This window comes from Pseudomonas sp. RIT-PI-o, assembly GCF_001297215.1.
Lineage (GTDB): Bacteria > Pseudomonadota > Gammaproteobacteria > Pseudomonadales > Pseudomonadaceae > Aquipseudomonas > Aquipseudomonas moraviensis_A.
In genome coordinates, this window is the sequence record NZ_LHPA01000009.1 from 12864 (window position 1) to 37426 (window position 24563).

General features: G+C 60.5%; 22 protein-coding genes. 14 read left to right on the forward strand and 8 right to left on the reverse strand.

Going from position 1 to position 24563, the window contains the following annotated elements:
* Positions 1 to 325: 325 nt before the first annotated feature.
* Positions 326 to 1252 carry a serine O-acetyltransferase EpsC gene (gene epsC, locus AEQ63_RS02090; RefSeq protein ID WP_042608569.1) on the reverse strand — a complete coding sequence of 309 codons (927 nt, stop codon included), beginning with the start codon at positions 1250 to 1252 and terminating at the stop codon, positions 326 to 328.
* Between the two features lie 191 nt (positions 1253 to 1443).
* Here epsC and AEQ63_RS02095 point away from each other — a divergent pair, with 191 nt between their 5' ends.
* From AEQ63_RS02095 to AEQ63_RS02155, 13 genes are all read left to right on the forward strand, one after another.
* Positions 1444 to 2436, forward strand: coding sequence for a D-cysteine desulfhydrase (locus AEQ63_RS02095; protein WP_064361600.1), 993 nt, complete (start codon positions 1444 to 1446; stop codon positions 2434 to 2436).
* A gap of 216 nt (positions 2437 to 2652) precedes the next feature.
* A complete protein-coding gene (tcyJ, locus tag AEQ63_RS02100; protein WP_064361601.1) occupies positions 2653 to 3453 on the forward strand; it encodes a cystine ABC transporter substrate-binding protein in 801 nt (266 codons plus the stop codon).
* Positions 3453 to 4118 carry a cystine ABC transporter permease gene (tcyL, locus tag AEQ63_RS02105; RefSeq protein WP_042608566.1) on the forward strand — a complete coding sequence of 222 codons (666 nt, stop codon included), beginning with the start codon at positions 3453 to 3455 and terminating at the stop codon, positions 4116 to 4118. The genes tcyJ and tcyL overlap by 1 nt, the downstream gene beginning before the upstream one ends.
* Positions 4119 to 4122: 4 nt before the next feature.
* Entirely contained in the window at positions 4123 to 4872 is a 750-nt protein-coding gene (gene tcyN / locus AEQ63_RS02110) for an L-cystine ABC transporter ATP-binding protein TcyN (RefSeq protein ID WP_042608565.1), read from the forward strand.
* 461 nt (positions 4873 to 5333) lie between these two features.
* Positions 5334 to 6098 (forward strand): hypothetical protein, encoded by a 765-nt coding sequence (locus tag AEQ63_RS02115; RefSeq protein WP_064361602.1) that lies wholly within the window; start codon positions 5334 to 5336, stop codon positions 6096 to 6098.
* A 263-nt stretch (positions 6099 to 6361) separates the two neighbouring features.
* Positions 6362 to 7603, forward strand: a complete 1242-nt coding sequence (locus AEQ63_RS02120) for an SfnB family sulfur acquisition oxidoreductase (protein WP_042608563.1) — start codon at positions 6362 to 6364, stop codon at positions 7601 to 7603.
* Between the two features lie 26 nt (positions 7604 to 7629).
* Complete coding sequence (locus AEQ63_RS02125) at positions 7630 to 8823, forward strand: SfnB family sulfur acquisition oxidoreductase (protein ID WP_064361603.1); 1194 nt, start codon at positions 7630 to 7632, stop codon at positions 8821 to 8823.
* Positions 8823 to 10181 (forward strand): LLM class flavin-dependent oxidoreductase, encoded by a 1359-nt coding sequence (locus tag AEQ63_RS02130; RefSeq protein ID WP_064361604.1) that lies wholly within the window; start codon positions 8823 to 8825, stop codon positions 10179 to 10181. Before AEQ63_RS02125 ends, AEQ63_RS02130 begins: the two co-directional genes overlap by 1 nt.
* A gap of 120 nt (positions 10182 to 10301) precedes the next feature.
* Positions 10302 to 11111, forward strand: coding sequence for a MetQ/NlpA family ABC transporter substrate-binding protein (locus AEQ63_RS02135; protein ID WP_064361605.1), 810 nt, complete (start codon positions 10302 to 10304; stop codon positions 11109 to 11111).
* Positions 11112 to 11113: 2 nt separating this feature from the next.
* Positions 11114 to 12235, forward strand: a complete 1122-nt coding sequence (locus AEQ63_RS02140; RefSeq protein WP_064361606.1) for a methionine ABC transporter ATP-binding protein — start codon at positions 11114 to 11116, stop codon at positions 12233 to 12235.
* A complete protein-coding gene (locus tag AEQ63_RS02145) occupies positions 12225 to 12869 on the forward strand; it encodes a methionine ABC transporter permease (RefSeq protein WP_064361607.1) in 645 nt (214 codons plus the stop codon). The genes AEQ63_RS02140 and AEQ63_RS02145 overlap by 11 nt, the downstream gene beginning before the upstream one ends.
* Before the next feature lie 412 nt (positions 12870 to 13281).
* Entirely contained in the window at positions 13282 to 13638 is a 357-nt protein-coding gene (locus tag AEQ63_RS02150) for a DUF6124 family protein (protein ID WP_042608557.1), read from the forward strand.
* 102 nt (positions 13639 to 13740) lie between these two features.
* Complete coding sequence (locus AEQ63_RS02155; protein WP_173867422.1) at positions 13741 to 14370, forward strand: class I SAM-dependent methyltransferase; 630 nt, start codon at positions 13741 to 13743, stop codon at positions 14368 to 14370.
* A 97-nt stretch (positions 14371 to 14467) separates the two neighbouring features.
* Here the strand turns inward: AEQ63_RS02155 and AEQ63_RS02160 are convergent, their stop codons facing one another.
* Genes AEQ63_RS02160 through AEQ63_RS02170 form a run of 3 tightly spaced genes read right to left on the reverse strand, consistent with a single transcriptional unit; the run spans position 14468 to position 19682 of the window.
* Positions 14468 to 17521, reverse strand: coding sequence for an efflux RND transporter permease subunit (locus AEQ63_RS02160; RefSeq protein ID WP_042608555.1), 3054 nt, complete (start codon positions 17519 to 17521; stop codon positions 14468 to 14470).
* The gene (locus tag AEQ63_RS02165; protein ID WP_064361609.1) at positions 17518 to 18582 is read right to left on the reverse strand and encodes an efflux RND transporter periplasmic adaptor subunit; all 1065 of its coding nucleotides are present in this window, start codon (positions 18580 to 18582) and stop codon (positions 17518 to 17520) included. The genes AEQ63_RS02160 and AEQ63_RS02165 overlap by 4 nt, the downstream gene beginning before the upstream one ends.
* Complete coding sequence (locus AEQ63_RS02170; RefSeq protein ID WP_064361610.1) at positions 18579 to 19682, reverse strand: efflux RND transporter periplasmic adaptor subunit; 1104 nt, start codon at positions 19680 to 19682, stop codon at positions 18579 to 18581. Before AEQ63_RS02170 ends, AEQ63_RS02165 begins: the two co-directional genes overlap by 4 nt.
* Positions 19683 to 19876: 194 nt before the next feature.
* On the opposite strand from AEQ63_RS02170, the gene AEQ63_RS02175 reads away from it, so the two are divergent.
* Entirely contained in the window at positions 19877 to 21037 is a 1161-nt protein-coding gene (locus AEQ63_RS02175; RefSeq protein ID WP_064361611.1) for an AAA family ATPase, read from the forward strand.
* A 219-nt stretch (positions 21038 to 21256) separates the two neighbouring features.
* On the opposite strand, the gene AEQ63_RS02180 is transcribed toward AEQ63_RS02175, so the two are convergent.
* The 4 genes from AEQ63_RS02180 to AEQ63_RS02195 are packed head-to-tail and all read right to left on the reverse strand — an operon-like array spanning position 21257 to position 24210.
* Positions 21257 to 22129: a transporter substrate-binding domain-containing protein gene (locus AEQ63_RS02180; protein ID WP_042608551.1), complete on the reverse strand. Its 873-nt coding sequence runs from the start codon at positions 22127 to 22129 to the stop codon at positions 21257 to 21259.
* Positions 22126 to 22908, reverse strand: coding sequence for an amino acid ABC transporter ATP-binding protein (locus AEQ63_RS02185; RefSeq protein WP_064361612.1), 783 nt, complete (start codon positions 22906 to 22908; stop codon positions 22126 to 22128). Before AEQ63_RS02185 ends, AEQ63_RS02180 begins: the two co-directional genes overlap by 4 nt.
* Positions 22905 to 23564, reverse strand: coding sequence for an amino acid ABC transporter permease (locus AEQ63_RS02190; protein WP_064361613.1), 660 nt, complete (start codon positions 23562 to 23564; stop codon positions 22905 to 22907). Before AEQ63_RS02190 ends, AEQ63_RS02185 begins: the two co-directional genes overlap by 4 nt.
* A complete protein-coding gene (locus tag AEQ63_RS02195) occupies positions 23545 to 24210 on the reverse strand; it encodes an amino acid ABC transporter permease (protein ID WP_064361614.1) in 666 nt (221 codons plus the stop codon). The genes AEQ63_RS02190 and AEQ63_RS02195 overlap by 20 nt, the downstream gene beginning before the upstream one ends.
* Positions 24211 to 24563 lie beyond the last annotated feature (353 nt).

A 24563-nucleotide genomic window follows, 5' to 3' on the forward strand; every position in this document is an offset into this window, starting at 1 on the left:
TACCTCGGTCGCCCCCTCTCCCTCAGGGAGAGGGGGCTGATTGGGGGATGTTCAGAATGTGCGCCAACCTGAGGAAACCGTGCCGAATCCATAATCGACCCGGTATTTCAGGTCGGTGTATGACGCAAGATTACCTCGGTCACCCCCTCTCCCTCAGGGAGAGGGGACTGATTGGGGGATGTTCAGAATGTGCGCCAACCTGAGGAAACCGTGCCGAATCCATAATCGACTCGGCATTTCAGGTCGGTGTATGACGCAAAACACCTCGGTCGGCCCCCTCTCCCTCCGGGAGAGGGCTGGGGTGAGGGGAAAAGGATTCCACGGCCTACTTCTGTGTCCCGTCATCATGCTGCAGATTCGCCTGGGTCAGATTCGCCCCCGCCGGTACGCTGCGTGTCAGCCACACGTTGCCGCCGATGGTCGAGCCCTTGCCGATAGTGATTCGCCCGAGAATCGTCGCCCCGGCGTAAATCACCACATCGTCTTCCACGATCGGGTGCCGCGGATGGCCCTTCTGCAACTGGCCGTCCTCATCCGCGGGGAAGCGCTTGGCACCCAGGGTCACCGCCTGATAAATGCGCACCCGCTCGCCGATGATCGCGGTTTCGCCAATCACCACACCGGTGCCGTGATCAATGAAGAAACTGCGACCGATCTGCGCGCCCGGGTGAATGTCGATGCCCGTCGCCGAGTGGGCAATTTCCGCGCTGATCCGCGCCAGCAGCGGTAGCCCGGCACGATACAGGTGGTGCGCCAGACGATGGTGAATCACCGCGAGAATGCCCGGATAGCACAGCAGCACTTCATCAACGCTGCGTGCCGCCGGATCGCCGTGGTACGCCGCCAGCACGTCGGTGTCGAGCAGCGTGCGCAGACCCGGCAAGGCCAAGGCAAAATCCTGCACGATCCGAATGGCCCGGGCCTCGACTTCACTGTCGTCCTGCGCGCTGTGGCGAGCGACGTAACGCAACTCCAGGCGTGTCTGCGCCAGCAAGGCATTCAGTGCTACATCAAGGGTGTGCCCGACGTAGAAATCTTCACTTTCCTCACGCAGGTCCACCGGACCCAGACGCATCGGAAACAACGCGCCGCACAGCGCCTCGAGGATTTCCGCCATCGCCGCCCGCGACGGCAACTCGCGCCCACCCTGCTCTCCGGATGCCCGGCCGTTCTGGGCACGCCACTGATCCCGCGCGCTGCGCAGCTGGCTGACGATGGTCTGCAATTGCCAATGGCTGGAACGCTCGCTCACGGTGAAGTCTCCTCACGGGGCGGCCGGACTGTCTGGCCGCGTCAACGGCGCCTACTTTACGGCATGCCTTTGCCGACGAATTAAGAACCGATAGTGCTGGCTTCAGTCCATTTGTCTATAAGCGATTGGCGGTTGCCCGGGCAAAAGCGCGTGCCTATAGTCCATTCATTCTTCTGCGCCAGTACGGACCCATGATCAAACCACAGCTGCAACGCTTTCCCCGTCTTGAACTGCTGAGCCATCCCACACCCTTGGAAAAACTCGAACGCCTATCGAGCTGGCTTGGCCGCGAGGTGTACATCAAGCGTGATGACCTGACGCCGCTGGCGATGGGCGGCAACAAACTGCGCAAACTTGAATACCTCGGCGCCGATGCGCTGGCACAAGGCGCCGACACGCTGATTACCGCAGGCGCGCTGCAATCGAACCACGTGCGCCAGACCGCTGCACTGGCGGCGAAACTCGGCCTGGGCTGCGTGGCGCTGCTGGAGAACCCGCTGGGCACTGACGACAGCAATTACACCGGCAACGGCAATCGTCTGCTGCTGGATCTGTTCGACACCAGGGTCGAACTGGTCGACAACCTCGACAATGCTGACGAACAACTGGCCGCCCTCGCCGCGCGCCTGCGCAGCAACGGCAAGAAGCCGTATCTGGTACCGATTGGCGGGTCCAATGCGCTCGGTGCCCTGGGTTACGTGCGTGCCGGACTGGAACTGGCTGAGCAGATCAGGGACAGCGGCATCGAATTCGCCGCAGTGGTACTGGCCTCCGGCAGTGCCGGAACTCACAGTGGTCTCGGACTGGCGCTGAGTGAGGCGCTGCCGCAATTGCCAGTGATTGGTGTGACGGTTTCGCGCAGTGAAGAAGATCAGCGGCCGAAGGTCCAGGGTCTGGCTGAACGCACCGCTGAGCTGCTGGGCATCGAGTTGCCGACCAGCTTCAAGGTCGAGCTGTGGGACGAGTATTTCGGCCCGCGTTACGGCGAACCCAATGCCGGGACTTTGGCGGCGGTGAAACTGTTGGCCGCTCAGGAGGGTCTGTTGCTTGACCCCGTGTACACCGGCAAGGCCATGGCCGGCCTGTTAGACGGGATCGGCCGGCAGCGCTTCGATGACGGCCCGATCATCTTCCTGCACACCGGTGGCGCGCCGGCGTTGTTTGCCTACAAGGATTTTCTTTAAGAGCAGATCTTTTAAAAAACATGCATATTCCTTAAATGAATAACAGTTTCCATATTAAGTATTTTCAAGTCTAAAACAGACATCTTATAGTCTCGCCGCAGGCGAATTTCGGGCGAGACGCTTAAGCTGCTTTAAGGCAGGATAGCGCTGTCGTCCAAATCACCCATTTGCCTACATTCCTTAAGCGTCTTCCATAAGAAAACACAGGGGCTTGTCATGAATTTTTCCGCACTACGTCGCACTCTGCTGGTCGGTTCGCTGGGTCTGGCGCTGGGCGCCGGCCTGATCGGTCAGGCAGTGGCCGGTGAGCAGCTGCAACAGATCAAGGACAAAGGCGTTCTCAGCGTCGGCCTGGAAGGCACTTATCCGCCGTTCAGCTTCGTCGACGAGAACGGCAAGCTGTCCGGTTTCGAAGTCGAGCTCTCCGAAGCGCTGGCGCAGAAACTCGGGGTCAAGGCCAAGATCCAGCCGACCAAATGGGACGGCATCCTCGCTGCGCTGGAATCCAAGCGTCTGGACCTCGTTGTCAATCAGGTGACCATCTCCGACGAGCGCAAGAAGAAGTATGATTTCTCCGAACCCTACACTGTCTCCGGCATTCAGGCCCTCGTGCTGAAAAGCAAAGAGTCGGCGCTGAATATCAAGACCGCCGCTGACCTGTCCGGCAAGAAAGTCGGTGTCGGCCTGGGCACCAACTACGAGCAGTGGGTTCGCGCCAACGTGCCGGGTGCTGACGTGCGCACCTACGATGATGATCCGACCAAGTTCGCCGACCTCAACAACGGTCGTACCGATGCCATCCTGATCGACCGTCTGGCTGCACTCGAATACGCCAAGAAAGCCCCGAAAACCGTGGCTGCCGGTGAGGCCTTCTCCCGTCAGGAATCCGGTATCGCCCTGCGCAAAGGCGAGCCTGAACTGCTGGCTGCGGTGAACAAGGCGCTGGACGAACTGCGTGCCGACGGCACCCTTGAGAAACTGTCGAAGAAATACTTCAACGCAGACGTCACTAAATAATGGAAGAGGCTTTCCAACTCGCGCTGGATTCCGCGCCCTTCCTGTTGAAGGGCGCGTACTACACGGTAGTTCTCAGCCTCGGCGGGATGTTCTTCGGTCTGCTGCTGGGCTTCGGCCTGGCACTGATGCGCCTGTCGCGCTTCAAATCGGTCAGTTGGCTGGCCCGCATCTACGTGTCGTTCTTCCGCGGTACGCCGTTGCTGGTGCAGCTGTTTGTGATCTATTACGGCCTGCCGCAACTGGGCATGGAGCTTGATCCGCTGCCGGCGGCACTGATCGGCTTTTCGCTGAACATGGCCGCCTACGCCTGTGAAATCCTGCGTGCCGCGATCGGTTCGATCGAACGCGGTCAGTGGGAAGCTGCTGCGAGTATCGGCATGACCCGCGCGCAGACCTTGCGGCGGGCCATCCTGCCGCAAGCGATGCGCACGGCATTGCCGCCGCTGGGCAACAGCTTCATTTCGCTGGTCAAGGACACGGCGCTGGCCGCCACCATCCAGGTGCCGGAACTGTTCCGTCAGGCGCAGCTGATTACCGCCCGGACCTTCGAAGTCTTCACCATGTATCTTGCCGCTGCGCTGATCTACTGGATTCTGGCCACAGTGCTTTCGCACTTCCAGAACAAGTTGGAAGAGCGGGTCAATCGGCATGACCAGGAGTCCTGACCCGATGATTGTCGTGGAAAAACTGACCAAGCAATTCAAGGGTCAGGTCGTGCTCAACGGCATCGACCTTGAGGTAAAGGAAGGCGAAGTCGTCGCGATCATCGGCCCCAGCGGCTCGGGGAAAACGACGTTCCTGCGCTGTCTGAATTTCCTCGAAGAACCCACCAGCGGCCGGATCAAGGTCGGCGATATCGAAATCGATACCGGCCGCCCGTTGAACCAGCAACAGAGTCTGGTGCGTAACCTGCGCCAGCACGTCGGTTTCGTGTTCCAGAACTTCAACCTGTTCCCCCATCGCACTGCCTTGGAAAACGTCATCGAAGGCCCGATCGTGGTCAAGAAGATGCCGCGCGACCAGGCCGTTGCGCTGGGCAAGAAGCTGCTGACCAAGGTTGGGCTCGCCGGCAAAGAGGATGCTTATCCGCGTCGTCTCTCCGGTGGCCAACAGCAGCGCGTGGCGATCGCCCGGGCGCTGGCAATGGAGCCGGAAGTCATCCTCTTCGACGAACCGACCTCAGCGCTCGATCCGGAACTGGTTGGCGAGGTGCTGGCAACCATTCGAGGACTTGCGGAAGAAAATCGCACCATGGTGATTGTCACCCATGAAATGGGATTCGCCCGTGACGTGGCCAATCGTGTGGTGTTTTTCGACAAGGGCGTAATTGTCGAGCAAGGTGAAGCGAAAGCACTGTTTGCCAACCCGAAAGAAGAACGCACCCAACAGTTTCTCAGCAAGTTTCTGAATCACGCCTGAGAACTTTCTCTGCAATAGCTCTTAACTTCCACGGATGGAAGTTAGCTTTTCTCTCCCGCACTTGTACCTTTCAGATATTTATTATCAGCGCATGCAAGATACATTGCGCAATGCATGCATTCATCTTTGAGTCATCGCATCCCTATACGTTTGCTCAAGCATAAACCCGCACAAAACGCAGCGGAATCGGCGTTTTTCTGTAGCTGCTTTCGCCGCTCCGCCGAGGTACAGTGCCTCAATGGTGTAGGAGATTTCTGATTAACTTGTAATTCACGGATTAACTAACCCCGTCTATTGACACCCCTCTCCGCAGACTTTTATCTAGTCGGCAACCGGCGCCACTTAGTTCAAAAAAACCAAATCAATACTGAGCAAAATACTTGTCACTTTATTGCCAGTTGATTCGCGCCTTTTGTTTTCCAGAAACGGATTTCGCTGCAAGACTTCAAGGAGAGAAACCGATGACCCGCACTTCGCACACCCCCGAACTTGCAGCGCCAACGCTGGCATGCGCACAGACAACCGGCGTCAACCTGGCGACAGCCGCTCACCTGCTGGTCAATGTGCCGCCCTACCCTGGCATGGACGATGGCGACCTGATCGAGCTGTTCTGGAACAAGTGTTATGTCGCTTCCAAAGTCCTCAGCGCGGCCGATGTCGGCGCGCCCGTCAGCCTGCGGGTGCCGGAGAGTTTCATCGGCAACGGTACCGCCCGCATTCACTACCGCGTGATGCAGGTCGGCCAAGGCCCCGCCCTGTCCTCAGCGACCCGGGTGCAGGTCAAACTTGATTGCCCCGGTGGCCAGCCCACCGGGCAGTGCGAAGACGAAAATCAGCAACTGGCACCGGTGATCATCCCGGAGGCGATTCGCCGTCAGGGCGTAAACCCCAACCAGATCAAACGCGGCGTGCCGCTGACCATCGAACCCTATCTGAACATGGCTGAAGACGACGCCATCACCCTGCGCTGGGGCGATGTGCGCATGGATCTGACGCCGGTCACGGCGGCCGACGTCGGGCTGCCGATTCAGGTGTGGGTGCCACCGGCAGTCATCGTCGAAGCGGGCGAAGATCTGCGACTGGACGTGACCTATTGCATCCTCGACCGGGTCGGTAACAACTCGCGCTGGGCGCCGCCGCGCACATTGAAAATCGGCTGCGTGAATCCGTATGTGAAAGTCCCGTTGAACCCCGAATTCAAGGCCGCCGAATCGCGCACCAAGTGAGCGCCGCTCAGGATGGGAGGTACGTTACCTCTCACCTGAAAATCGGCAACCCACGCTGACATCCCCCCTTCTATGCATATTCCTAAAAGTTAGTTTATTTAATTTTTATACGCGCTTAGGGTATATGAACCGGACCACCGGACATTCTTTCAATCGTCGCACTTCGCGGCGTTTTTCATGAGATGTGAGGTAGGTATGGTCCGGAACACAATCACCCCAGTGCAGATCGCCAGGGCATTGCGTGCAGCCAGGGAGCGGCACTGATGTCCAGTCTTGCAGATGCAAACGTGCAGTCCGATCTGGACATCGCCCCGCTGTTGTTGCCCGCGCAAGTACTGCGCAACGACGCTCAAGCGATCAAGGCCGCCCATGACCTGGCGCAGGTTGCCCGCGTGCAGGCGGCCAAACGCGACCGCCAGCGCAAGCTGCCGTGGTCGGAAATCGAACAGTTCACCCGTAGCGGTCTGGGCAGCATTGCCATCCCCCGTGAATACGGCGGCCCTCAGGTTTCCTTCGTCACGCTGGCCGAAGTGTTCGCGATCATTTCCGCCGCCGACCCGGCGCTCGGGCAGATCCCGCAGAACCAGTTCGGCATCATCAATCTGGTCCTCGGCAGCGCCACCGAAGCGCAGAAAAAGCAGCTGTTCCAGAGTGTTCTGGAAGGCTGGCGCATCGGTAACGCCGGCCCGGAACGCGGCACAAAAAATACTCTGGAACTGAAAGCGCGCATCACCGCCGATGGCGACGACTACGTGATCAACGGCCAGAAGTTCTACTCCACCGGTGCCCTGTTTGCGCACTGGGTCGCGGTGAAAGCGCTCAACGATGACGGCAAGCAAGTGCTGGCTTTCGTCCGTCGCGGCACACCGGGTTTGCGTATCGTTGATGACTGGTCGGGCTTTGGCCAGCGCACCACCGCCAGCGGCACGATTTTGCTGAACAACGTGCGCGTCGAATCGAGCCTGGTCATCGACAACTGGAAGATCAATGAGAAGCCGAACACCCAAGGCGCAGTGTCGCAGCTGATTCAAGCGGCGATCGATGCCGGCATCGCCCGTGGCGCCATCGACGACGCCATCGAGTTCGTCAAGACCCGCGCACGGCCATGGATCGACGCCAAGGTCGAGCGCGCCAGCGATGACCTCTACGTGATCGCCGATATCGGCAAACTGAAAATCGAACTGCACGCTGCCGAAGCACTGCTGCGCAAGGCCGGCAAAGTACTCGATCAGGTCCACGCCGCACCGCTGACTGCCGAATCGGCCGCACGCGCGTCTATCGCCGTGGCCGAAGCGAAAGTGCTGACCACCGAAGTTTCGCTGCTGGCCAGCGAAAAGCTGTTCGAACTGGCGGGCAGTCGCGCAACCCTTGCCGAATTCAATCTCGACCGCCACTGGCGCAACGCACGCGTGCACACCCTGCACGACCCGGTGCGCTGGAAATATCACGCGGTCGGCGCTTATCGCCTCAACGGCACCTTGCCGGCTCGCCATTCCTGGATCTGAGACGACCAGACATCTGGAGGAAAAACATGACGCTTTCCCATCACGTCGCGGTCATCACCAGCGATGAGCAAGCCCTGATCGTCGCCAGCGACCTGGCCGAAGACTTCAAGCGCGACAGTGCCCTGCGCGACCGCGAACGCCGCCTGCCATTGGCGGAGCTCGAAGTGTTTTCCCGCTCCGGTTTGTGGGGCATCAGCGTGCCGAAAGAATATGGCGGCGCTGGCGTATCCAACGTCACCCTGGCCACAGTCATCGCGCTGATCGCCCAGGCCGACGGCTCGCTGGGACAGATTCCGCAGAACCATTTCTACGCGCTGGAAGTGCTGCGCGTGAACGGCAGCGACGAACAGAAACAGCGCCTGTACGCCGAGGTACTCGCCGGGCAACGCTTCGGCAATGCCTTGGCAGAACTGGGCACCAAAACCGCTCACGACCGCGTCACGCGCCTCACCCGCGACGGCGAGGGTTATCGCATCAACGGTCGCAAGTTCTACTCGACCGGGGCGATTTACGCGCAGCGCATCCCGACGTCGGTAGTTGATGAAAACGGTGTGCAGCAACTGGCCTTCGTCCCGCGTGAGAGCAAAGGCCTGACGGTGATCGACGACTGGAGCGGCTTCGGCCAGCGCACCACCGGCAGCGGCTCGGTGGTGTTCGAAGATGTGTATGTGGCGACTGAAGACGTGCTGCCGTTCCAGAGCGCCTTCGAGCGCCCGACCACCGTCGGCCCGCTGGCGCAGATTCTTCACGCCGCCATCGACACTGGCATTGCCCGCGCCGCTTACGAAGATGCGTTGCACTTCGTGCGCAGCAAGACCCGTCCGTGGATCGATTCCGGCAACGACAAGGCCACCGAAGATCCGCTGACGCTGAAGAGCTTCGGCCACTTGAGCATTCGTCTGCACGCCACCGAAGCCTTGCTCGAACGCGCCGGCGAATTCCTTGATGCTGCGCAAGCTGAAACCAATGCTGACACTGTCGCCGCCGCATCGATCGCGGTGGCTGAAGCGCGCGCAATCAGCACGGAAATTTCCCTCGCCGCTGGCAGTACGCTGTTCGAACTCGCCGGCAGTCAGGCGACGCTGAGTGAGCACGGCCTCGACCGGCACTGGCGCAACGCTCGCGTGCACACCCTGCATGACCCAGTGCGCTGGAAATATCACGCGGTGGGCAATTACTACCTCAACGATGAAAAGCCGCCGCTGCGGGGGACCATCTGATGGCCGCCGCGAAAAAGAAGATCCTGCTCAATGCGTTCAACATGAACTGCATCGGCCATATCAATCATGGCCTGTGGACGCATCCGCGCGACACCTCGACCCGCTACAACACCATCGAATACTGGACCGAACTGGCGCAGCTGTTGGAGCGCGGATTATTCGATGGCTTGTTCATCGCTGACATCGTCGGCGTCTACGACGTCTACCAGAACTCGGTGGACGTGACGCTGAAAGAGTCGATCCAGTTGCCGGTCAACGATCCGCTGCTACTGGTTTCGGCGATGGCCGCTGTCACCAAAAACCTCGGCTTCGGCCTGACCGCCAATCTCACTTACGAACCGCCGTATCTGTTCGCTCGACGCATGTCCACGCTCGATCATCTGAGTCGCGGCCGGGTCGGCTGGAACATCGTCACCGGTTACCTGGACAGCGCTGCCAAAGCCATGGGTCTGCGCGAACAGGTCGAACACGACCGTCGCTATGACCAGGCCGAAGAATATCTGCAGGTGTTGTACAAACTCTGGGAAGGCAGCTGGGAAAACGGCGCGGTGCTCAATGACCGGGAGCAGCGCATCTACGCCAGCCCGGAAAAAGTGCACAAGGTCGAGCACAGGGGCGAGTTCTATCAGGTCGAGGGCTATCACCTCTGCGAACCTTCACCGCAGCGCACGCCAGTGCTGTTTCAGGCTGGCAGCTCCGATCGCGGATTGCTCTTCGCCGGGCGGCACGCCGAGTGCGTGTTCATCAGCGGTCAGAACAAACCGTCGACCAAGGTGCAGGTCGATAAAGTCCGCGCCAGCGCGGTCGAGGCCGGGCGCAATCCGCAAGACATCAAGGTGTTCATGGGCCTCAACGTCATTGTCGGTGCCACTGAAGAGGCGGCTTGGGCCAAGCATGCCGAGTACTTGAGTTACGCCAGTGCCGAGGCTGGCGTGGCGCACTTTTCCGCGTCCACCGGCATCGACTTTGCCCAATACGAAATCGACGAACCGATCCAGTACGTGAAGAGCAACGCGATTCAGTCGGCGACGAAAAATCTGCAGAACAACGACTGGACCCGACGCAAATTGCTCGAGCAACACGCCCTCGGAGGCCGCTACATCACCGTGGTCGGTTCGCCCGCGCAAGTGGCGGATGCGCTGGAATCGTGGATCGCCGAAACCGGGCTGGACGGTTTCAACCTGACCCGCATCGTCACCCCGGAAAGCTATGTCGATTTCATCGAACTGGTGATTCCCGAGTTGCAGCGGCGCGGCTCGTACAAGACCGCCTATGACGACGGCACCTTGCGCGAGAAGTTGTTTCACGGGGAGGCGCAGTTGCCCGAGCAACACACCGGTTCCGCGTTTCGCCGCTAAAAGCATCGCGAGCAGGCTCACTCCTACAGGGGAACGCATTCCAAATGTAGGAGTGAGCCTGCTCGCGATGAGGCCATAACAGACACCACACATCTTATGCACTGACTGGAAAAAACCATCATGACCAAGAAACTCCTGTCCCACCCAGTCAAAGCACTGGCCCTGGCCTTCGGCCTGTTCAGCTCGGCTATCTTCGCCGCCGATGCACCGTTGAAAATCGGCACCACCGCCGCGTTTGCCATTCCGCTGGAAGCCGCCGTCGAAGAGGCCTCCAGGCAAGGCCTGAAAGTCGAGCTGGTGGAATTCACCGACTGGATCGCGCCCAACGTCAGCCTCGCCGCTGGTGATATCGACGTGAATTACTTCCAGCACATCCCGTTCCTGGAAAACGCCAAAGCCGCGTCCGGTTTCGATCTGGTGCCGTTCGCACCGGGGATCATCAACAACGTCGGCCTGTATTCGAAGAAATACAAAAGCTTCGATGAGCTGCCCGAAGGCGCCAGCGTCGCCATCGCCAACGATCCGATCAACAGCGGTCGCGGGCTGCAATTGCTCGCCAAGGCCGGGTTGATCACCTTGAAACCGGGCGTCGGCTACAAGGCCACCGAGGACGACATCGTCGCCAACCCGAAGAAGATCAGGATCCTTCAGGTCGAAGCCGTGCAACTGGTGCGCGCGTATGACGACGCCGATCTGGTCCAGGGTTACCCGGCCTATATCCGATTGGCGAAGACCTTCGATGCCGGCTCGGCGCTGCTGTTCGACGGTCTCGATCACAAGGAATACGTGATCCAGTTCGTCATCCAGCCGAAGAGCAAAACCGACCCGCGCCTGATCAAGTTCGTCGACATCTATCAGCATTCGCCAGCCGTTCGCGCGGCGCTGGATAAAGCCCACGGCAAGCTCTATCAGGCCGGTTGGGAAAGCTGAACATGACTGCCGCGATCCAACGGCGACTGGAGCTTCCAGAGCCACACAATGCTGAACAAACCGAGCTGCACCCCGAGTTGAATCGCGCCCACGTACGCTTTATCGGCCTGGGCAAAACCTACAACGGCCGGCAAGGCCCGGTCGCGGCTTTGCAGGGCATCGACCTGGCAATCCAGCGCGGGGAAGTGTTCGGCATCATCGGCCGCAGCGGCGCCGGCAAGTCGTCGTTGATCCGTACGATCAATCGTCTCGAGCAACCGACATCGGGCCGCGTGCTGATCGATCAGGTGGATATCGGCGAGTTCGATGAAGACCGCCTCGTCGCCCTGCGCCGACGCATCGGCATGATCTTCCAGCACTTCAATCTGATGTCGGCCAAGACCGTATGGCAGAACGTCGAGTTGCCGCTGAAAGTGGCCGGTGTGCCGAAAGCGCAACGCGAGAACAAGGTCCGCGAACTGCTCGAACTGGTCGGCCTGCAAGGCAAGCACAAGGCATACCCGGCGCAGCTTTCCGGCGGGCAGAAACAGCGCGTCGGCATCGCCCGCGCGCTGGTACATGACCCGGACATTCTGCTCTGCGATGAAGCGACGTCGGCCCTCGACCCGGAAACCACGCAGTCGATCCTCGGCCTGTTGCGCCAGATCAATAAACGCCTGGGCCTGACCATTGTGCTGATCACTCACGAGATGGCGGTGATCCGCGAGATTTGCGACCGCGTCGTCGTGCTCGAGCATGGCCATGTGGTCGAGCAAGGGCCGGTGTGGCAAGTGTTCGGCAATCCGCAACACGCAGTCAGCCAGACCCTGCTGGCGCCGCTGCAGCACGCTCTGCCGGAAGAATTGCAAAGCCGTTTGCAGGCGCAATCCACGGCTTCTGATGCGGCGGTGGTGTTGCGTTTGCAGTTCACCGGCAGTGCGGCAGACGAGCCGGATCTGGCCGCGTTATTCGCTGCATTGGGTGGCCGGGTGAAGCTGCTTCAGGGCGGTGTCGAACGGATCCAGGGTCATGCGCTGGGGCAGCTGTTGCTGGCCGTCAGCGGCTCGACTTTCAGCGCCGAACAATTGCGTGAACGCGCCGGACACTGGGCGCAACGGGTGGAGGTATTGGGTTATGTGGTTTGATCGCTTGCTGCAGGGTTTTATCGACACCTTTTTGATGGTCGGCGTGTCGTCGCTGATCGCGCTGCTGGTGGGCATTCCCATGGCGGTGATTCTGGTCACCAGCGACAAGGGCGGGATCTATCAAGCGCCGCTGCTGAACCGCGCCTTGGGCGCCTTCGTCAATCTGTTCCGCTCGATTCCATTCCTGATTCTGATGGTCGCCCTGATTCCATTCACCCGCCTGATCGTCGGCACCACATACGGTGTGTGGGCCGCTGTGGTTCCGCTGACAATCGCGGCAACGCCGTTCTTTGCGCGGATCGCCGAAGTGAGTCTGCGCGAGGTCGATCATGGCCTGATCGAAGCGGCACAGGCGATGGGCTGCCGACGCTGGCACATCGTCTGGCATGTACTGTTGCCCGAGGCGCTGCCCGGAATTGTCGGAGGGTTCACCATCACCCTGGTGACAATGATCAACTCTTCGGCGATGGCCGGTGCAATCGGTGCGGGCGGGTTGGGGGATATCGCTTACCGCTACGGCTATCAGCGCTTCGACAGTCAGATCATGTTGACGGTGATTGTCTTGCTGGTGGCGTTGGTGGCGCTGATTCAATTGGGTGGAGACAGGCTGGCGCGAGGTCTGAATAAGCGCTAAGGTCGATAGCGGCAGGTGGCCATCAACCGAGCCGATGTGATCGCACTATTTTGGGCAACGCCTGTAGTTAAAATCAGAAGCTTCCTACATGATTTTTATCGTTTCGCCAGCCCGAACCACGCGGGTTTGCAGGACGCTTCCTAGAATGATTTGCCCGCTTGTACCCGAAATATCCCGTAGCTAATCTCCGGTCGTCACTGTTTTGCGGTGACCGGATTCAGTTGTCCGGATTCGCTGGGCGTGCAGTCAGGCCTGACCTCGGCAGAGGCTTTAACTGTCCGATGTTGGCTGTGCGCAAGGCACTTTCGGGTGCGCCGATAACCGGCGGCCGGCGACTGATCCGCGTGCAGCCGCCGCCCTGCTCGTTTAGTCGCGAAATGGTTGGCTCCCACTTGTAGTCAGGAGTTTACCCATGGAAAAAAATCTTGCCGATCCGCCACTCAGCCTTACCTCAAGCAAGCGGTTCACCGAGGATTTGCTCAAGGATCGCTCCGCACTGTGCCGCGCCGTCGACTCGCATCTGGCTGGCACACAGGTCACGTTGGCGGGACAGAAACGTGTCTACAGCATCAGCGAGGATGTGACGCTGGAGGATGCGCAGTTGTATGTCGCCGATCTGCTGCGCTGCGCTTCGGTGACCGTGCATCAATGCGGTGATCAGCTCGGGGGCGCGGATCGCGCCATGGTGTTCTCGGTCTGGCATCTGCTGGAAATGGCCAAAGCGATGATGGACCGTTCGATCGATTGTCTGGGAGCGAAGCAGCTCTGAAGCCTGGCACCCATCGCCGCCCGCACTGAAGCCAGCGCAGGCGGCGTTTTTTTGCCGGCAAAACAGCTTATAGTCCGCCCTCACATCGCCAATACAGCATCGATCATGAAAACGCCCAGCGACCTCGAACAGATCACCGCCACTACTCTTGGTCACTACAACTCGGTAGCCGAGGATTTCCGTGAGGGCACTCGCGACCACGATGTCAGCCAGAATATCGAAGCGCTGTTGCGCCACATTCAGGCGGAGCCGCCGTTGACGATTCTGGATTTCGGCTGCGGTCCGGGACGGGATTTGCAGACGTTCACGCGCATGGGCCACCACGCGATCGGCCTCGATGGCTCGCAGGAATTCGCGCGCATGGCCCGCGAGGACAGCGGTTGCGAAGTCTGGCAGCAGGACTTTCTGCAACTTGACCTGCCCGCCGCACGCTTCGACGGCATTTTCGCCAATGCCGTGCTGTTTCATGTGCCGTTGCAGGTATTGCCGCAGGTGCTGCGGCAATTGCACGACACCCTGAAACCGGGCGGTGTGTTGTTCAGCTCCAATCCGCGTGGCGACAACCGGGAGGGCTGGAACGGGCCGCGCTACGGCTCGTACCACGATCTCGAGGCCTGGCGCGGTTTGTTGACGGCGGCGGGGTTTGTCGAGCTTGAGCATTACTACCGGCCCGCCGGTTTGCCCCGCGAACAGCAGCCTTGGCTGGCGAGCGTGTGGCATAAATCTTCATAAACCGTTCTGACGCCTTCGCGAGCAGGCTCACTCCTACAGGGGACGCATTTCAACTGTAGGAGTGAGCCTGCTCGCGATGAGTGCGCAGCACTCGCTTTTAAGCCGCGTCCTTCTGCGGTTCACGAATCTTGTACCAGGCCACATACAGCGCCGGCAGGAACAGCAGCGTCAGCAACGTCGCCACGACGATGCCGCCAATCATCGCGTAGGCCATCGGCCCCCAGAACACCTCCCGCGCAATCGGGATCATGCCCATGCTCGCCGCTGCGGCGGTCAGCAGGATGGGGCGGCGCCGATGTTCGGTGGCTTCGACCACCGCGTCCCACGGCGCGTAGCCCTTTTGCTCGAACTCATCGATCTGGGTCACCAGGATCACCGAGTTGCGGATGATGATGCCGATCAGCGCAAGAATCCCGAGGATCGCCACAAAGCCCATCGGCGTACCGGTCGGCACCAGCGCCAGCACTACGCCGATCAGCCCCAGCGGGGCGACACTGGCGACCAAGAACATCTTCTGCACGCTGTGCAACTGGATCATCAGGAACGTCGCCATCAGAAACAGCATCAGCGGCAGCACCTTGGCAATCGGCCCCTGGGCCTTGCCGCTTTCCTCGACCGTACCGCCGGTGGCGACCTTGTAGCCGACCGGCAATTTCGACGCAAAAGCGTCGATCGACGGCTTGAGCAATTTCACCAGATCGGTCGGCTGAATCTCGTCGCGCACCGAGGCCTTGATGGTAATGGTCGGCAAGCGATCACGACGCCACACCAGCGGCTGCTCCAGTTCATAGCGCACGGTGGCGAACGCCAGCAGCGGAATCGAGGTGCCGCTCGGCGTGACGATCTGCAGGTTCTGCAGGGTTTCCGGGGTACCGCGCTCGGAGTCCACCGCGCGACCGACCACGTTGATCAGGTAGATGTCGTCATCAACCTGGGTCAACGGCGAGCCGCTGACGATGCTGTTCATCAGGTTGGCGACGTCTTCGGACGACAGCCCGAGTTGCCGCGCCTTGTCCTGGGCGATGTCGATGCGCAGGACTTTGCCCGGTTCGTTCCAGTCGTAAATGATCTCGCCGATGTGCGGGTTCTTGTCCAGTTCGGTGGCCAGATCGATGGCGTGTTTGCGCACCTGATCGACGTCCTTGCCGCTGACCCGGTACTGAATCGGACGCCCCACTGGAGGCCCCATCTCCAGGGCCTGCACGTAGCTGCCGATGCCGACGAAGTCTTTGTGCAGGCGCTCGCGCAAGCGCTGGCTGAGGGCCTCGCGGGCCTCGAAATCCTTGCTGACGATCACCAGTTGCGCGTAGTACGGATTCTGCAATTGCTGATCGAGGGGCAGGTAGAAACGGATCGCGCCCTGACCGATGTAAGTGCTCCAGCGCACGATGTCCGGATCGCCCTTGAGCGTTGCTTCGAGCTTGTCCACCGCTTTGCGGGTTTCATCGATCGAGGCGTTTTGCGGCAGGTTCAGGTCGACGAGAATTTCCGGGCGGTCGGATGCCGGGAAAAACTGGTTCTGTACGAAGCGCATGCAGAACACTGCCAGCACGAACAACAGCACGGTGACACCGATCGCCCACCAGCGATTGCGCATGGCCCACAACAGACCGCCGTTGAACGCCCGGCCGACGCGACCCGGCTCGGCATCATGGGCCTTCACCTTGTCGCTGAGGATGTGCACGCCAATCACCGGCGCGAAGAACACCGCCACCACCCACGAGACGATCATCGCTACCGCGATCACCGCGAACAGCGTGAACGTGTACTCACCGGCAGAGCTGGCGTTGAGGCCAATGGGCACGAAACCGGCGACGGTCACCAGCGTACCGGTGAGCATCGGGAACGCCGTCGAGGTGTAGGCGAAGGTCGCCGCCTGCTCCTTGCTCTCGCCCATTTCCAGACGCGTGACCATCATTTCCACGGTGATCATCGCGTCGTCCACCAGCAGGCCAAGGGCAATGATCAGCGCGCCGAGGGAAATCCGCTGCATGGTGATGCCGCTGTATTCCATGAATACAAAGACCATCGCCAGCACCAGCGGAATCGAGCACGCCACCACCAGGCCGGCGCGCACGCCGAGGCTGATGAAGCTCACCACCAGCACGATGATGACCGCTTCGAACAGGGCGCTGGTGAAACCGCCAACGGCCTCTTCCACCACCACCGCCTGATCGGAAACCGTGTGCACGCCAACGCCGACCGGCAGATCAGCGGTGAGCTGGTCGATGCGCTCGTGCAGCGCTTTACCGAACTCCTGAACGTTGCCGCCCTTCTGCATGGCAATCGCCAGGCCGATCGCCGGTTTGCCGTCGAAGCGGAATTCCGGCGTCGCCGGGTCGACGTAGCCACGGCTGATCTCGGCGATGTCGGCCAGACGATAGAAGCGATCATTGAGCTTGAGATTGACCTCGGCGAGGTCTTTTTCCGAAGCGAACTGGCCCGAGGTGCGTACGGAAATCCGCTCTGGCCCCGCCTCGATCACCCCGGCCGGGGTCACGGCGTTCTGCGATTGCAGGCTCTGCACCACCTGGCGCTGGTCGATACCCAGCGCTGCGAGTTTGCGCGTGGAGAAATTCAGGTAAATCGTTTCGTCCTGCTGGCCGACCATTTCGATCTTGCCCAGCCCGGGCACGTTGCGGATTTCGGCGCGCGCCTGTTCCACATAATCGCGCAACTGGCGCATGGTCAGGCCGTCGGCGGTGAAGGCGTAGACCGAGCCGTACACGTCACCGAATTCATCATTGAATCCCGGGCCCTGAATGCCTTGGGGGAACTGGCCGCGAATGTCGTCGATCTTCTTGCGCACCTGGTACCAGATTTCCGGGATGTCCTTGGCACTGGTGGTGTCACGCAGGTACACGTACACCGTCGATTCGCCGGGGCGGGTGTAGCTTTTCACGTAGTCGAGGGAATCGAGTTCCTCAAGTTTTTTCTCGATGCGGTCGGTGACCTGCTTGAGGGTTTCTTCCTGGGTCGCGCCCGGCCATTTGGTCTGGATCACCATGGTCTTGATGGTGAATGACGGGTCTTCTTCGCGCCCCAAATTGAAGTACGAGAACACCCCCATCAGCAGCCCGACGAACATCAGGTACCACACGAAAGACTGGTGCTTGAGGGCCCATTCGGAGAGGTTGAAAGAGCCTTTCATTGACTGTCCTCGTCAAGTTTTACCGATTGTCCGGGTTTGAGACTGTTGACGCCGGCGCTGACCACGCGTTCGCCGTTTTGCACACCGCCGGCCAGCACCACGCTGTTGTCACCACGGCTGACCACGCTGACCTCACGCGGGTTGACGGTTTTGTTTTGCGTGTCGATCACCCAGATCCGGGTTTTGCCATCGACTTCCTGCAAGGCCGTGAGCGGCAGCTCGATCCGCGGCTTGATCGCCGAGCTGAGGGTCACGCTGATCGCGGTGCCGAGGCGGAAACCGTCCGGCGTATCCGACAACGTCAGACGGGCGCGACGGGTGCGCGTAGCGCTTTGTGCCTGGGGCTCGATCTCGCGGATGATCGCCGTGGTGTTGATGCTCGGGTCCAGTTGCGCGGCCACCGAGAACACCACGTCGCTGGGCAACTGATCGACCAGCGTATCGGGCAGGTCGATCACCGCTTCCTTGATGTCCGGTTGCGCCAGCGTCACCACTTGTTGCCCGGCGGTCACCACCTGCCCGGCCTCGGCGTTCCACGCGGTGACCACGGCTTTGTGATCGGAGCGCAGCTCGGTGTAGCTCAGTTGATCCTTGCTCTGGCTGACCGCCGCGCGTGCCTGATCGAGCGAGGCCTGGGTGGTTTTCAGGTCGGTGTTGGCGACGTCCAGTTGCGCCTGGGCACCGACGCCGCGATCGAACAGCGCTTGCTGACGACGTGCGTTGGCCTGGGCGTTGATCAGTTGCGCCTGGATCCTCGCCAGATCACCTTGGGCCGAACGCAACTGATTCTGCTGGTCGGACGGGTCGAGGGTGGCGAGCAAAGTGCCCTTCTGCACCTCGGCGCCGACATCGACGTTACGCCGGGCGATCCGGCCGCCGACGCGGAAACCGGTGTTGCTCTCGTAGCGCGCCTGAATGCTGCCGGCAAAGCGCCCGAGGCTTTCTTCGTTCAGCGCTTTGACCGTGACCGACAGCACCGGGCGTACCGGTTCCGGTGGTTTTTCCTTTTCCGAGCAGGCGCCCAGCAGCAGCGCCATGCACAACAGGCCGAGACGCTTCATGGCTGCGCTCCCGGTTGCAGATCCTTGTAGGTGTTTTCGGCAATCTCGACTTTCATGCCGGGGTGCAGCAACTGGCCGCCGGCGACGATGACTTTCTCGCCGCCCTTGAGGCCTTCGCTGATGATCACTTTGCCGGTCAGGTAACGACCGACGGTGACCGTATGCAACTGCGCTTCGCCCTTGTCATCGACCAGCCATACCGCCGGGTCGCTGATGTTTTTCGTCAGCGCCGACCAGGGCAGTTCCACCGCCGATTTGCCGGTGCCTTTGGCGGTGGCGCTCACCACCGAACCGAGCTGCATGCCCGGCGGCAGTTTGTCGAGGCTGACCTTGACCTGCACGGTGCCTGACTGCGCCGATACCGAGGGGGTGATTTCGCGCACGGTGCCGGTGGTTTTGATTTCAGGGTTGTCGAGCAGGCTGACCACGATCGAACGATCGGACGGCCGCTCGGCCAGCAGCGATTCGTAGACATTGAACACTGCGTCGCGGTCGCCATCGCGGGCAAGGCTGAAAATCGGTGCGGTGGCCTGTACCACTTGGCCGACTTCAGCCTGGCGCTCGGTGATCACGCCCGGTGCATCGGCGATCAGCGAGGTATAGCTGAGCTGGTCCCTGGCGTTGGCCAACTGCGCCTGCGCCGCGCTCAATGCGCTCTGGCTGCTGCGCAGCGCCGCTTGCGCCGAATCGTATTCGCTCTGACTGGTGTAGCCCTTGGGCAGGAGTTTTTGCTGACGGACGAAGGCCGCCGCGGCTTGCTTGACGCGGGCCTGTTCGGCGACGACTTGGGCCTGAGCGGAATCGACATTGGTCTGCAGATCTTTCGGATCGAGCTTGGCCAGTACCTGTTTGGCCGTGACCCGGTCGCCGACATCGACCATGCGCTGAATGATCTTGCCGCCGACGCGGAACGACAGCTGCGTCTGCACCCGCGCCTGCACATCACCGGTGAGGGTCACCGCTGCGGCGTAGTTGGCCGGTTCGACCGCTTGCACAAAGACCCGTGGCAGGTATTCCTGAGCAGGTTTCTTGTCGCCGCAAGCGGTGAGCAAAGTGAACAGACTCAGCATGACCGCTGTTTTCATTCCGGGACTTGCCATGCAGACTCCTTCCTGTGTACGAACGTGCAAGTGACGATACGACTGTGAGCTTAGAACAGGGTTCAACGTTCGCCTGAGCGATCACAACATTTCCGTGCAGGAGCTGCCGAAGGCTGCGATCTTTGCTTTTTCAAGATCAAAAGATCGCAGCCTGCGGCAGCTCCTCCAAGGGCCGCCCGAAGAGAAGGAATTCCATGCTCAATACCCTGGCCGTGGCCAATTACCGCTCGATCAACAAACTGGTGATTCCGCTCGGGCGCCTGAACCTCATTACGGGACCCAATGGCAGCGGCAAGTCCAACCTCTATCGCGCCCTGCGCCTGCTGGCGGAAACCGCGCAGGGCGGCGTGGTCAATGCGCTGGCGCGTGAGGGCGGGCTGGAATCGACGTTCTGGGCCGGGCCGGAAACCATCAGCCGGCGCATGCGCAACGGTGAGGTGGCGATCGAGGCGACGGTGCGCCAGGGCGTGAAACGGTTGCGCCTGGGATTTGCCGGCGAGGATTTCAGTTACGCCATTGGCCTGGGCCTGCCGGAGCCGAGCCGTTCCTGTTTTTCGCTCGATCCGGAAATCAAACGTGAATGCATCTGGGCCGGCCCGGTGTTTCGCCCGGCGAGCCTGCTGGTCGACCGCAACGGCCCGATGATTCGCGCCCGCGAAGGTCGTACCTGGGATGTGCTGGCGCAACACACGCCGAACTTCGACAGCCTGTTCGATCAGGTCGGCAATCTGCGCAGCTCGCCGGAAGTGTTCCAGATGCGCGAGTTCATCCGCCGCTGGCGCTTCTATGATCACTTTCGCAGCGATGCCGACGCGCCGGTGCGTCAGCCGCAATTGGGCACGCGCACGCCAGTGTTGCACCACGACGGTCGCGATCTGGCGGCAGCCTTGCAGACGATTATCGAAATCGGCGACCCGCAGGCGTTAAGCGCGGCGATCAGCGATGCGTTTCCCGGCGCGCGACTGAACATCGCGCCGTTGGCCGGTGGCCGTTTCGCCATCGAGTTTTATCAGGAAGGCTTGCTGCGGCCGTTGTCAGCGGCAGAGCTGTCGGACGGGACCTTGCGCTATCTGCTGTTGGTCGCAGCCCTACTGACTCCGCGACCGCCATCGCTGATGGTGCTCAACGAACCGGAAACCAGCCTGCATCCGGACCTGCTGCCGGCGCTGGCGCGACTGATCATCTGCGCTTCAGAGCAATGCCAGGTGTGGGTGGTGTCCCACGCGCGGCGGCTGATCTCGGCATTGCAGGAAGATCCGCAGTGCAATTGCATCGTGCTGGAGAAGACGCTGGGGCAGACCGGGATTGTCGGCCAGCGGGTGCTGGATGAGCCAGCGTGGCACTGGCCGGATTGAGGGTGCCAGCGAAAAGCCCCTCACCCTGACCCTCTCCCAGAGGAGAGGGGACTGATCGAGTTGTTTGCGAGAATTGCGTCGACCTGAAAATGCTTCTGTGAATTCATAATCGACTCGGTTTGTCAGGTCGATTCTGATGCAAGACAACTCGGTCGGCTCCCCCCCCCTCGGGGGGGGGGTGGGGTGGGGGGCAACCCCCCCCGCCGATCCAACAGGCAATCACCCCTGCCACTTGCCCCCTTCAACAATCACACTCTCAGGCCGGGTGTCATCGCTCAGCTCTTTACGCACATATTGGTCATAGAGCTTGAGCAGGTATTTCTCCTCGCCCAGTTTGGCCAGCTCGCTGTTGACCCAGTCACGTAACTCCAGATTGCCCTTCTTCACGGCCGGCGCAATCGGCGCCTCCGCGCCCAGTTTTTCCTCGAGCACGCGATAGCCGGGATTCTGTTTGGCCCAGCTGAACAGCACCAGATTGTCCTGCGCATAGGCATCGCCGCGGCCATTGGCCAAGGCTTGCAGCGACTCGGAGTTCTTCTCGAACTTGAGCAGTTTCCAGTCCGGGTGGTTCTTGGTCAGCCAGATATCAGCGGTGGTGCCGGTGGTTACAATCGTGGTGCGCGTCGCCAGATCATCGAGTTTCTTCACCGAACTGCCCTGCGGCACCAGCGCCTGCACGGCCACCTTGAGGTTCGGGTTGGTGAATTCCACCGCTTCCTTGCGCTCCGGGGTGACGGTCATGTTGGCGAGGATCAGGTCGACCTTGTCGCTTTGCAGAAACGGAATGCGGCTGGCCGGCTCGACGGCAACAAACTCGACCTTGTTTTCATCGCCGAGCAGATCCTTGGCGAAGCGCCGGCCGATGTCGGTGTCGAAACCGACGTAGCGCCCGGCCTCATCGACGAAGCCGAACGGTGGTTTGTCGGTAAATACACCGACGATCAATTTGTCGCGGGCCTTGATCTTGTCCAGATAACCGGCAGGCGCGGCGCTTTCGCTGGCGACCTTCGGCTTTGGCGGCTCTTCGGTTTTGCCGCAACCGGCAAGCAAGGCGAGGCTGAGCAGAGGCATTAACAGAGCGGCAGTTTTCATAGCGGTTCCAGTTCCTTTGTCGGATTCGTTTCTGGCAGTGTGGCAACGAAGGAGAACTTCTCCAGAAACTGCTGCGCGCGTGCGGTTTGCGGGTTCGTAAAGAAAATCTCGGGTGGGGACTGTTCAAGGATGCGCCCGGCATCCATGAACACGATGCGGTCGGCCACCGCGCGGGCGAAGGCCATTTCGTGGGTGACGATCAACAGGGTCATGCCTTCGCGGGCCAGGCCCTGAATGACCTGCAGCACTTCCTTGACCATTTCCGGGTCGAGGGCGGCGGTGACTTCGTCGAAGAGCATGACCCGTGGGTTCATGCACAGCGACCGGACGATGGCGATGCGTTGCTGCTGACCGCCGGAGAGCTGGCGCGGGAAAGCATCGCGCTTGTCCAGCAGACCGACGCGCTCAAGCAAGGCTTCGGCCTGCTGTTGCGCTTCGCGGCGCTGGCGCTTCTGCACCTTGAGCGGGCCGAGCAGCAGATTGTCGAGCACGTTCATGTGCGGGAACAGGTGATAACTCTGGAACACCATGCCGATCTGCTGACGGATTTCGCGCCAGTCAGTGGCTTTGTCCAGCAGCTCCCGGCCGACGAATCTCAGGCTGCCGCTGTGCGCCTCTTCCAGACCATTGAGGCAACGCAGCAAGGTGCTTTTGCCGCAACCGCTGGGGCCAAGAATGACGATCACTTCGCCGCTCTGCACTTGCAGGTCGATGCCGTTGAGCACCTGCTGCTCGCCATAGAATTTGTTGAAGCCGTGAAACTCGATCAGTGCGCTCATGCTTGCGTCCAGCGCCGTTCCAGCACGCGTGAGGCGGCCGAGAGCGGGTAGCAGATGAAAAAGAAAAACAGGAACAGCGCGCCGTAGATCAGTACCGATTCGTAAGTGCGCTCGATGATCTGTTGGCCGACCTTGATCACATCGACGACGCCAATGAGCACCGCCAGCGAACTGGTCTTGATGATCCGCGTGTAGACGTTGATGGTCGGCGGCGTCATGCGCTTGAGTGCTTGCGGCAGCAGCACGTAGCCATACAGTTGCGCAGCGTTCAGACCGATCGACAGCCCCGCTTCGCGCTGCCCGCGCGGTAATGAATGCAGCGCACCGCGCGCCACTTCGCCGACCTCGCTGGCGCCCCACAGCGACAGCACCAGCACCGCGCACCAGAAGCTCGGCAGGCTCAGGCCGAAGAAAATCGGCAAACCGAAGAACAGCAGATACAACCAGACCAGCACCGGGATCGCCCGAAACAGTTCCAGATACACCCTCAGGATCACGTTCAGCCACGTTACGTTCAACGTGCGCAAAACGCCGTAAAGCACGCCGCCGACCGTACTGATGGCGATGCTCAGAAACGAGATCGACAGGGTTTGCCCGGCGCCCCTGGCCAGTTGTGGCAACGACACCCAGAGCAGTTCAAGACCCGAACTGGCCATGCTGGAGCCTCCTTTCCAGACGGCTGAGCAACAGCGACAGCGGCAGGAACAGCAGCACGCAGATCAGCGTCAGCACGGCGAGCATTTCGTAGGTTTTGTAGTAGAGCGCGATGTAGCTCTTGGTGGTGTAGAGGATTTCCGGCACCGCCACCGCCGAGACCACGGTGGTTTCCTTGAGCAGGAAAATGAAATTGGCGAACAGCGCCGGCAAACTGAGAATCCCCGCCTGCGGCAGGATCACGTAACGCAGCAATTGCCCGTGCGACAGGCCAATCGAACGCCCGGATTCCAGTTGCGCCTGGGGCACCGCATCGACGCCGGCGCGCAGCACTTCGGTGAGGTAGGCACCGCCAAGGAAAGTCATGGTGATGATTGCCGCAGTGAACCCGGAAACCTGGATTCCCACTGCCGGCAAAGCGAAGTAGACGAAGAACAGCTGAATCAGCAGCGGCGTGTTGCGCGCCAGCTCTACATAGAGGCCGACCAGTTTTCCCAGGTAAGGCGTGCGGAACACCAGAATCGTCGCGTTGAGCAGCGCCACCAGCAGCGAAGTGCCGATCGCGATCAATCCGACCTGCAGCGTCACACCCACGGCCTTGAGAAAGGCCGGCAGGGTGCTGAGGATAAAGGCGTAGTCGAAAGTCATGAAGCGTCCTGACGCCGCTCGGTAAGCGGCGGTGATGCAATCCATGGACGGCGGGTGGCTGTCCGGCAGGCACTGACTTTATAGGTATAAAAACAAGAATTTAAATACCGTTAAAGCATATTGATATCACTCAAAAAACTATCTTGTGGGTTTGCCGGGAAAGAATAAGAAGGCTATTTTTCTTTGCGCTGTAGGACGGATCTTTTTTTCACGAAAGACCTCCAAGGACGAACAGCTTTTGGCCAGACTCTCCGGCCCATTCACCACAAGGAAGAACAACATGGACGTAAAAGTGCCGCAGCGGCTGGATCCGCAGGACATTGTGAAATTGCTCAGGGCATTGCGCCGGGCGT

What these genes read in the sequence shown, in the direction of transcription:
- AEQ63_RS02170 (WP_064361610.1), bottom strand. Translation starts at nt 19,682, where the DNA reads ATGGCAAGTCCCGGAATGAAAACAGCGGTCATGCTGAGTCTGTTCACT.
- AEQ63_RS02160 (WP_042608555.1), bottom strand. Translation starts at nt 17,521, where the DNA reads ATGAAAGGCTCTTTCAACCTCTCCGAATGGGCCCTCAAGCACCAGTCT.
- AEQ63_RS02145 (WP_064361607.1), top strand. Translation starts at nt 12,225, where the DNA reads ATGTGGTTTGATCGCTTGCTGCAGGGTTTTATCGACACCTTTTTGATG.
- tcyJ (WP_064361601.1), top strand. Translation starts at nt 2,653, where the DNA reads ATGAATTTTTCCGCACTACGTCGCACTCTGCTGGTCGGTTCGCTGGGT.
- AEQ63_RS02115 (WP_064361602.1), top strand. Translation starts at nt 5,334, where the DNA reads ATGACCCGCACTTCGCACACCCCCGAACTTGCAGCGCCAACGCTGGCA.
- AEQ63_RS02130 (WP_064361604.1), top strand. Translation starts at nt 8,823, where the DNA reads ATGGCCGCCGCGAAAAAGAAGATCCTGCTCAATGCGTTCAACATGAAC.
- AEQ63_RS02190 (WP_064361613.1), bottom strand. Translation starts at nt 23,564, where the DNA reads ATGGCCAGTTCGGGTCTTGAACTGCTCTGGGTGTCGTTGCCACAACTG.
- AEQ63_RS02095 (WP_064361600.1), top strand. Translation starts at nt 1,444, where the DNA reads ATGATCAAACCACAGCTGCAACGCTTTCCCCGTCTTGAACTGCTGAGC.
- AEQ63_RS02175 (WP_064361611.1), top strand. Translation starts at nt 19,877, where the DNA reads ATGCTCAATACCCTGGCCGTGGCCAATTACCGCTCGATCAACAAACTG.
- AEQ63_RS02185 (WP_064361612.1), bottom strand. Translation starts at nt 22,908, where the DNA reads ATGAGCGCACTGATCGAGTTTCACGGCTTCAACAAATTCTATGGCGAG.
- AEQ63_RS02195 (WP_064361614.1), bottom strand. Translation starts at nt 24,210, where the DNA reads ATGACTTTCGACTACGCCTTTATCCTCAGCACCCTGCCGGCCTTTCTC.
- AEQ63_RS02165 (WP_064361609.1), bottom strand. Translation starts at nt 18,582, where the DNA reads ATGAAGCGTCTCGGCCTGTTGTGCATGGCGCTGCTGCTGGGCGCCTGC.
- AEQ63_RS02180 (WP_042608551.1), bottom strand. Translation starts at nt 22,129, where the DNA reads ATGAAAACTGCCGCTCTGTTAATGCCTCTGCTCAGCCTCGCCTTGCTT.
- AEQ63_RS02140 (WP_064361606.1), top strand. Translation starts at nt 11,114, where the DNA reads ATGACTGCCGCGATCCAACGGCGACTGGAGCTTCCAGAGCCACACAAT.
- AEQ63_RS02135 (WP_064361605.1), top strand. Translation starts at nt 10,302, where the DNA reads ATGACCAAGAAACTCCTGTCCCACCCAGTCAAAGCACTGGCCCTGGCC.
- AEQ63_RS02125 (WP_064361603.1), top strand. Translation starts at nt 7,630, where the DNA reads ATGACGCTTTCCCATCACGTCGCGGTCATCACCAGCGATGAGCAAGCC.
- AEQ63_RS02150 (WP_042608557.1), top strand. Translation starts at nt 13,282, where the DNA reads ATGGAAAAAAATCTTGCCGATCCGCCACTCAGCCTTACCTCAAGCAAG.
- tcyN (WP_042608565.1), top strand. Translation starts at nt 4,123, where the DNA reads ATGATTGTCGTGGAAAAACTGACCAAGCAATTCAAGGGTCAGGTCGTG.
- tcyL (WP_042608566.1), top strand. Translation starts at nt 3,453, where the DNA reads ATGGAAGAGGCTTTCCAACTCGCGCTGGATTCCGCGCCCTTCCTGTTG.
- AEQ63_RS02120 (WP_042608563.1), top strand. Translation starts at nt 6,362, where the DNA reads ATGTCCAGTCTTGCAGATGCAAACGTGCAGTCCGATCTGGACATCGCC.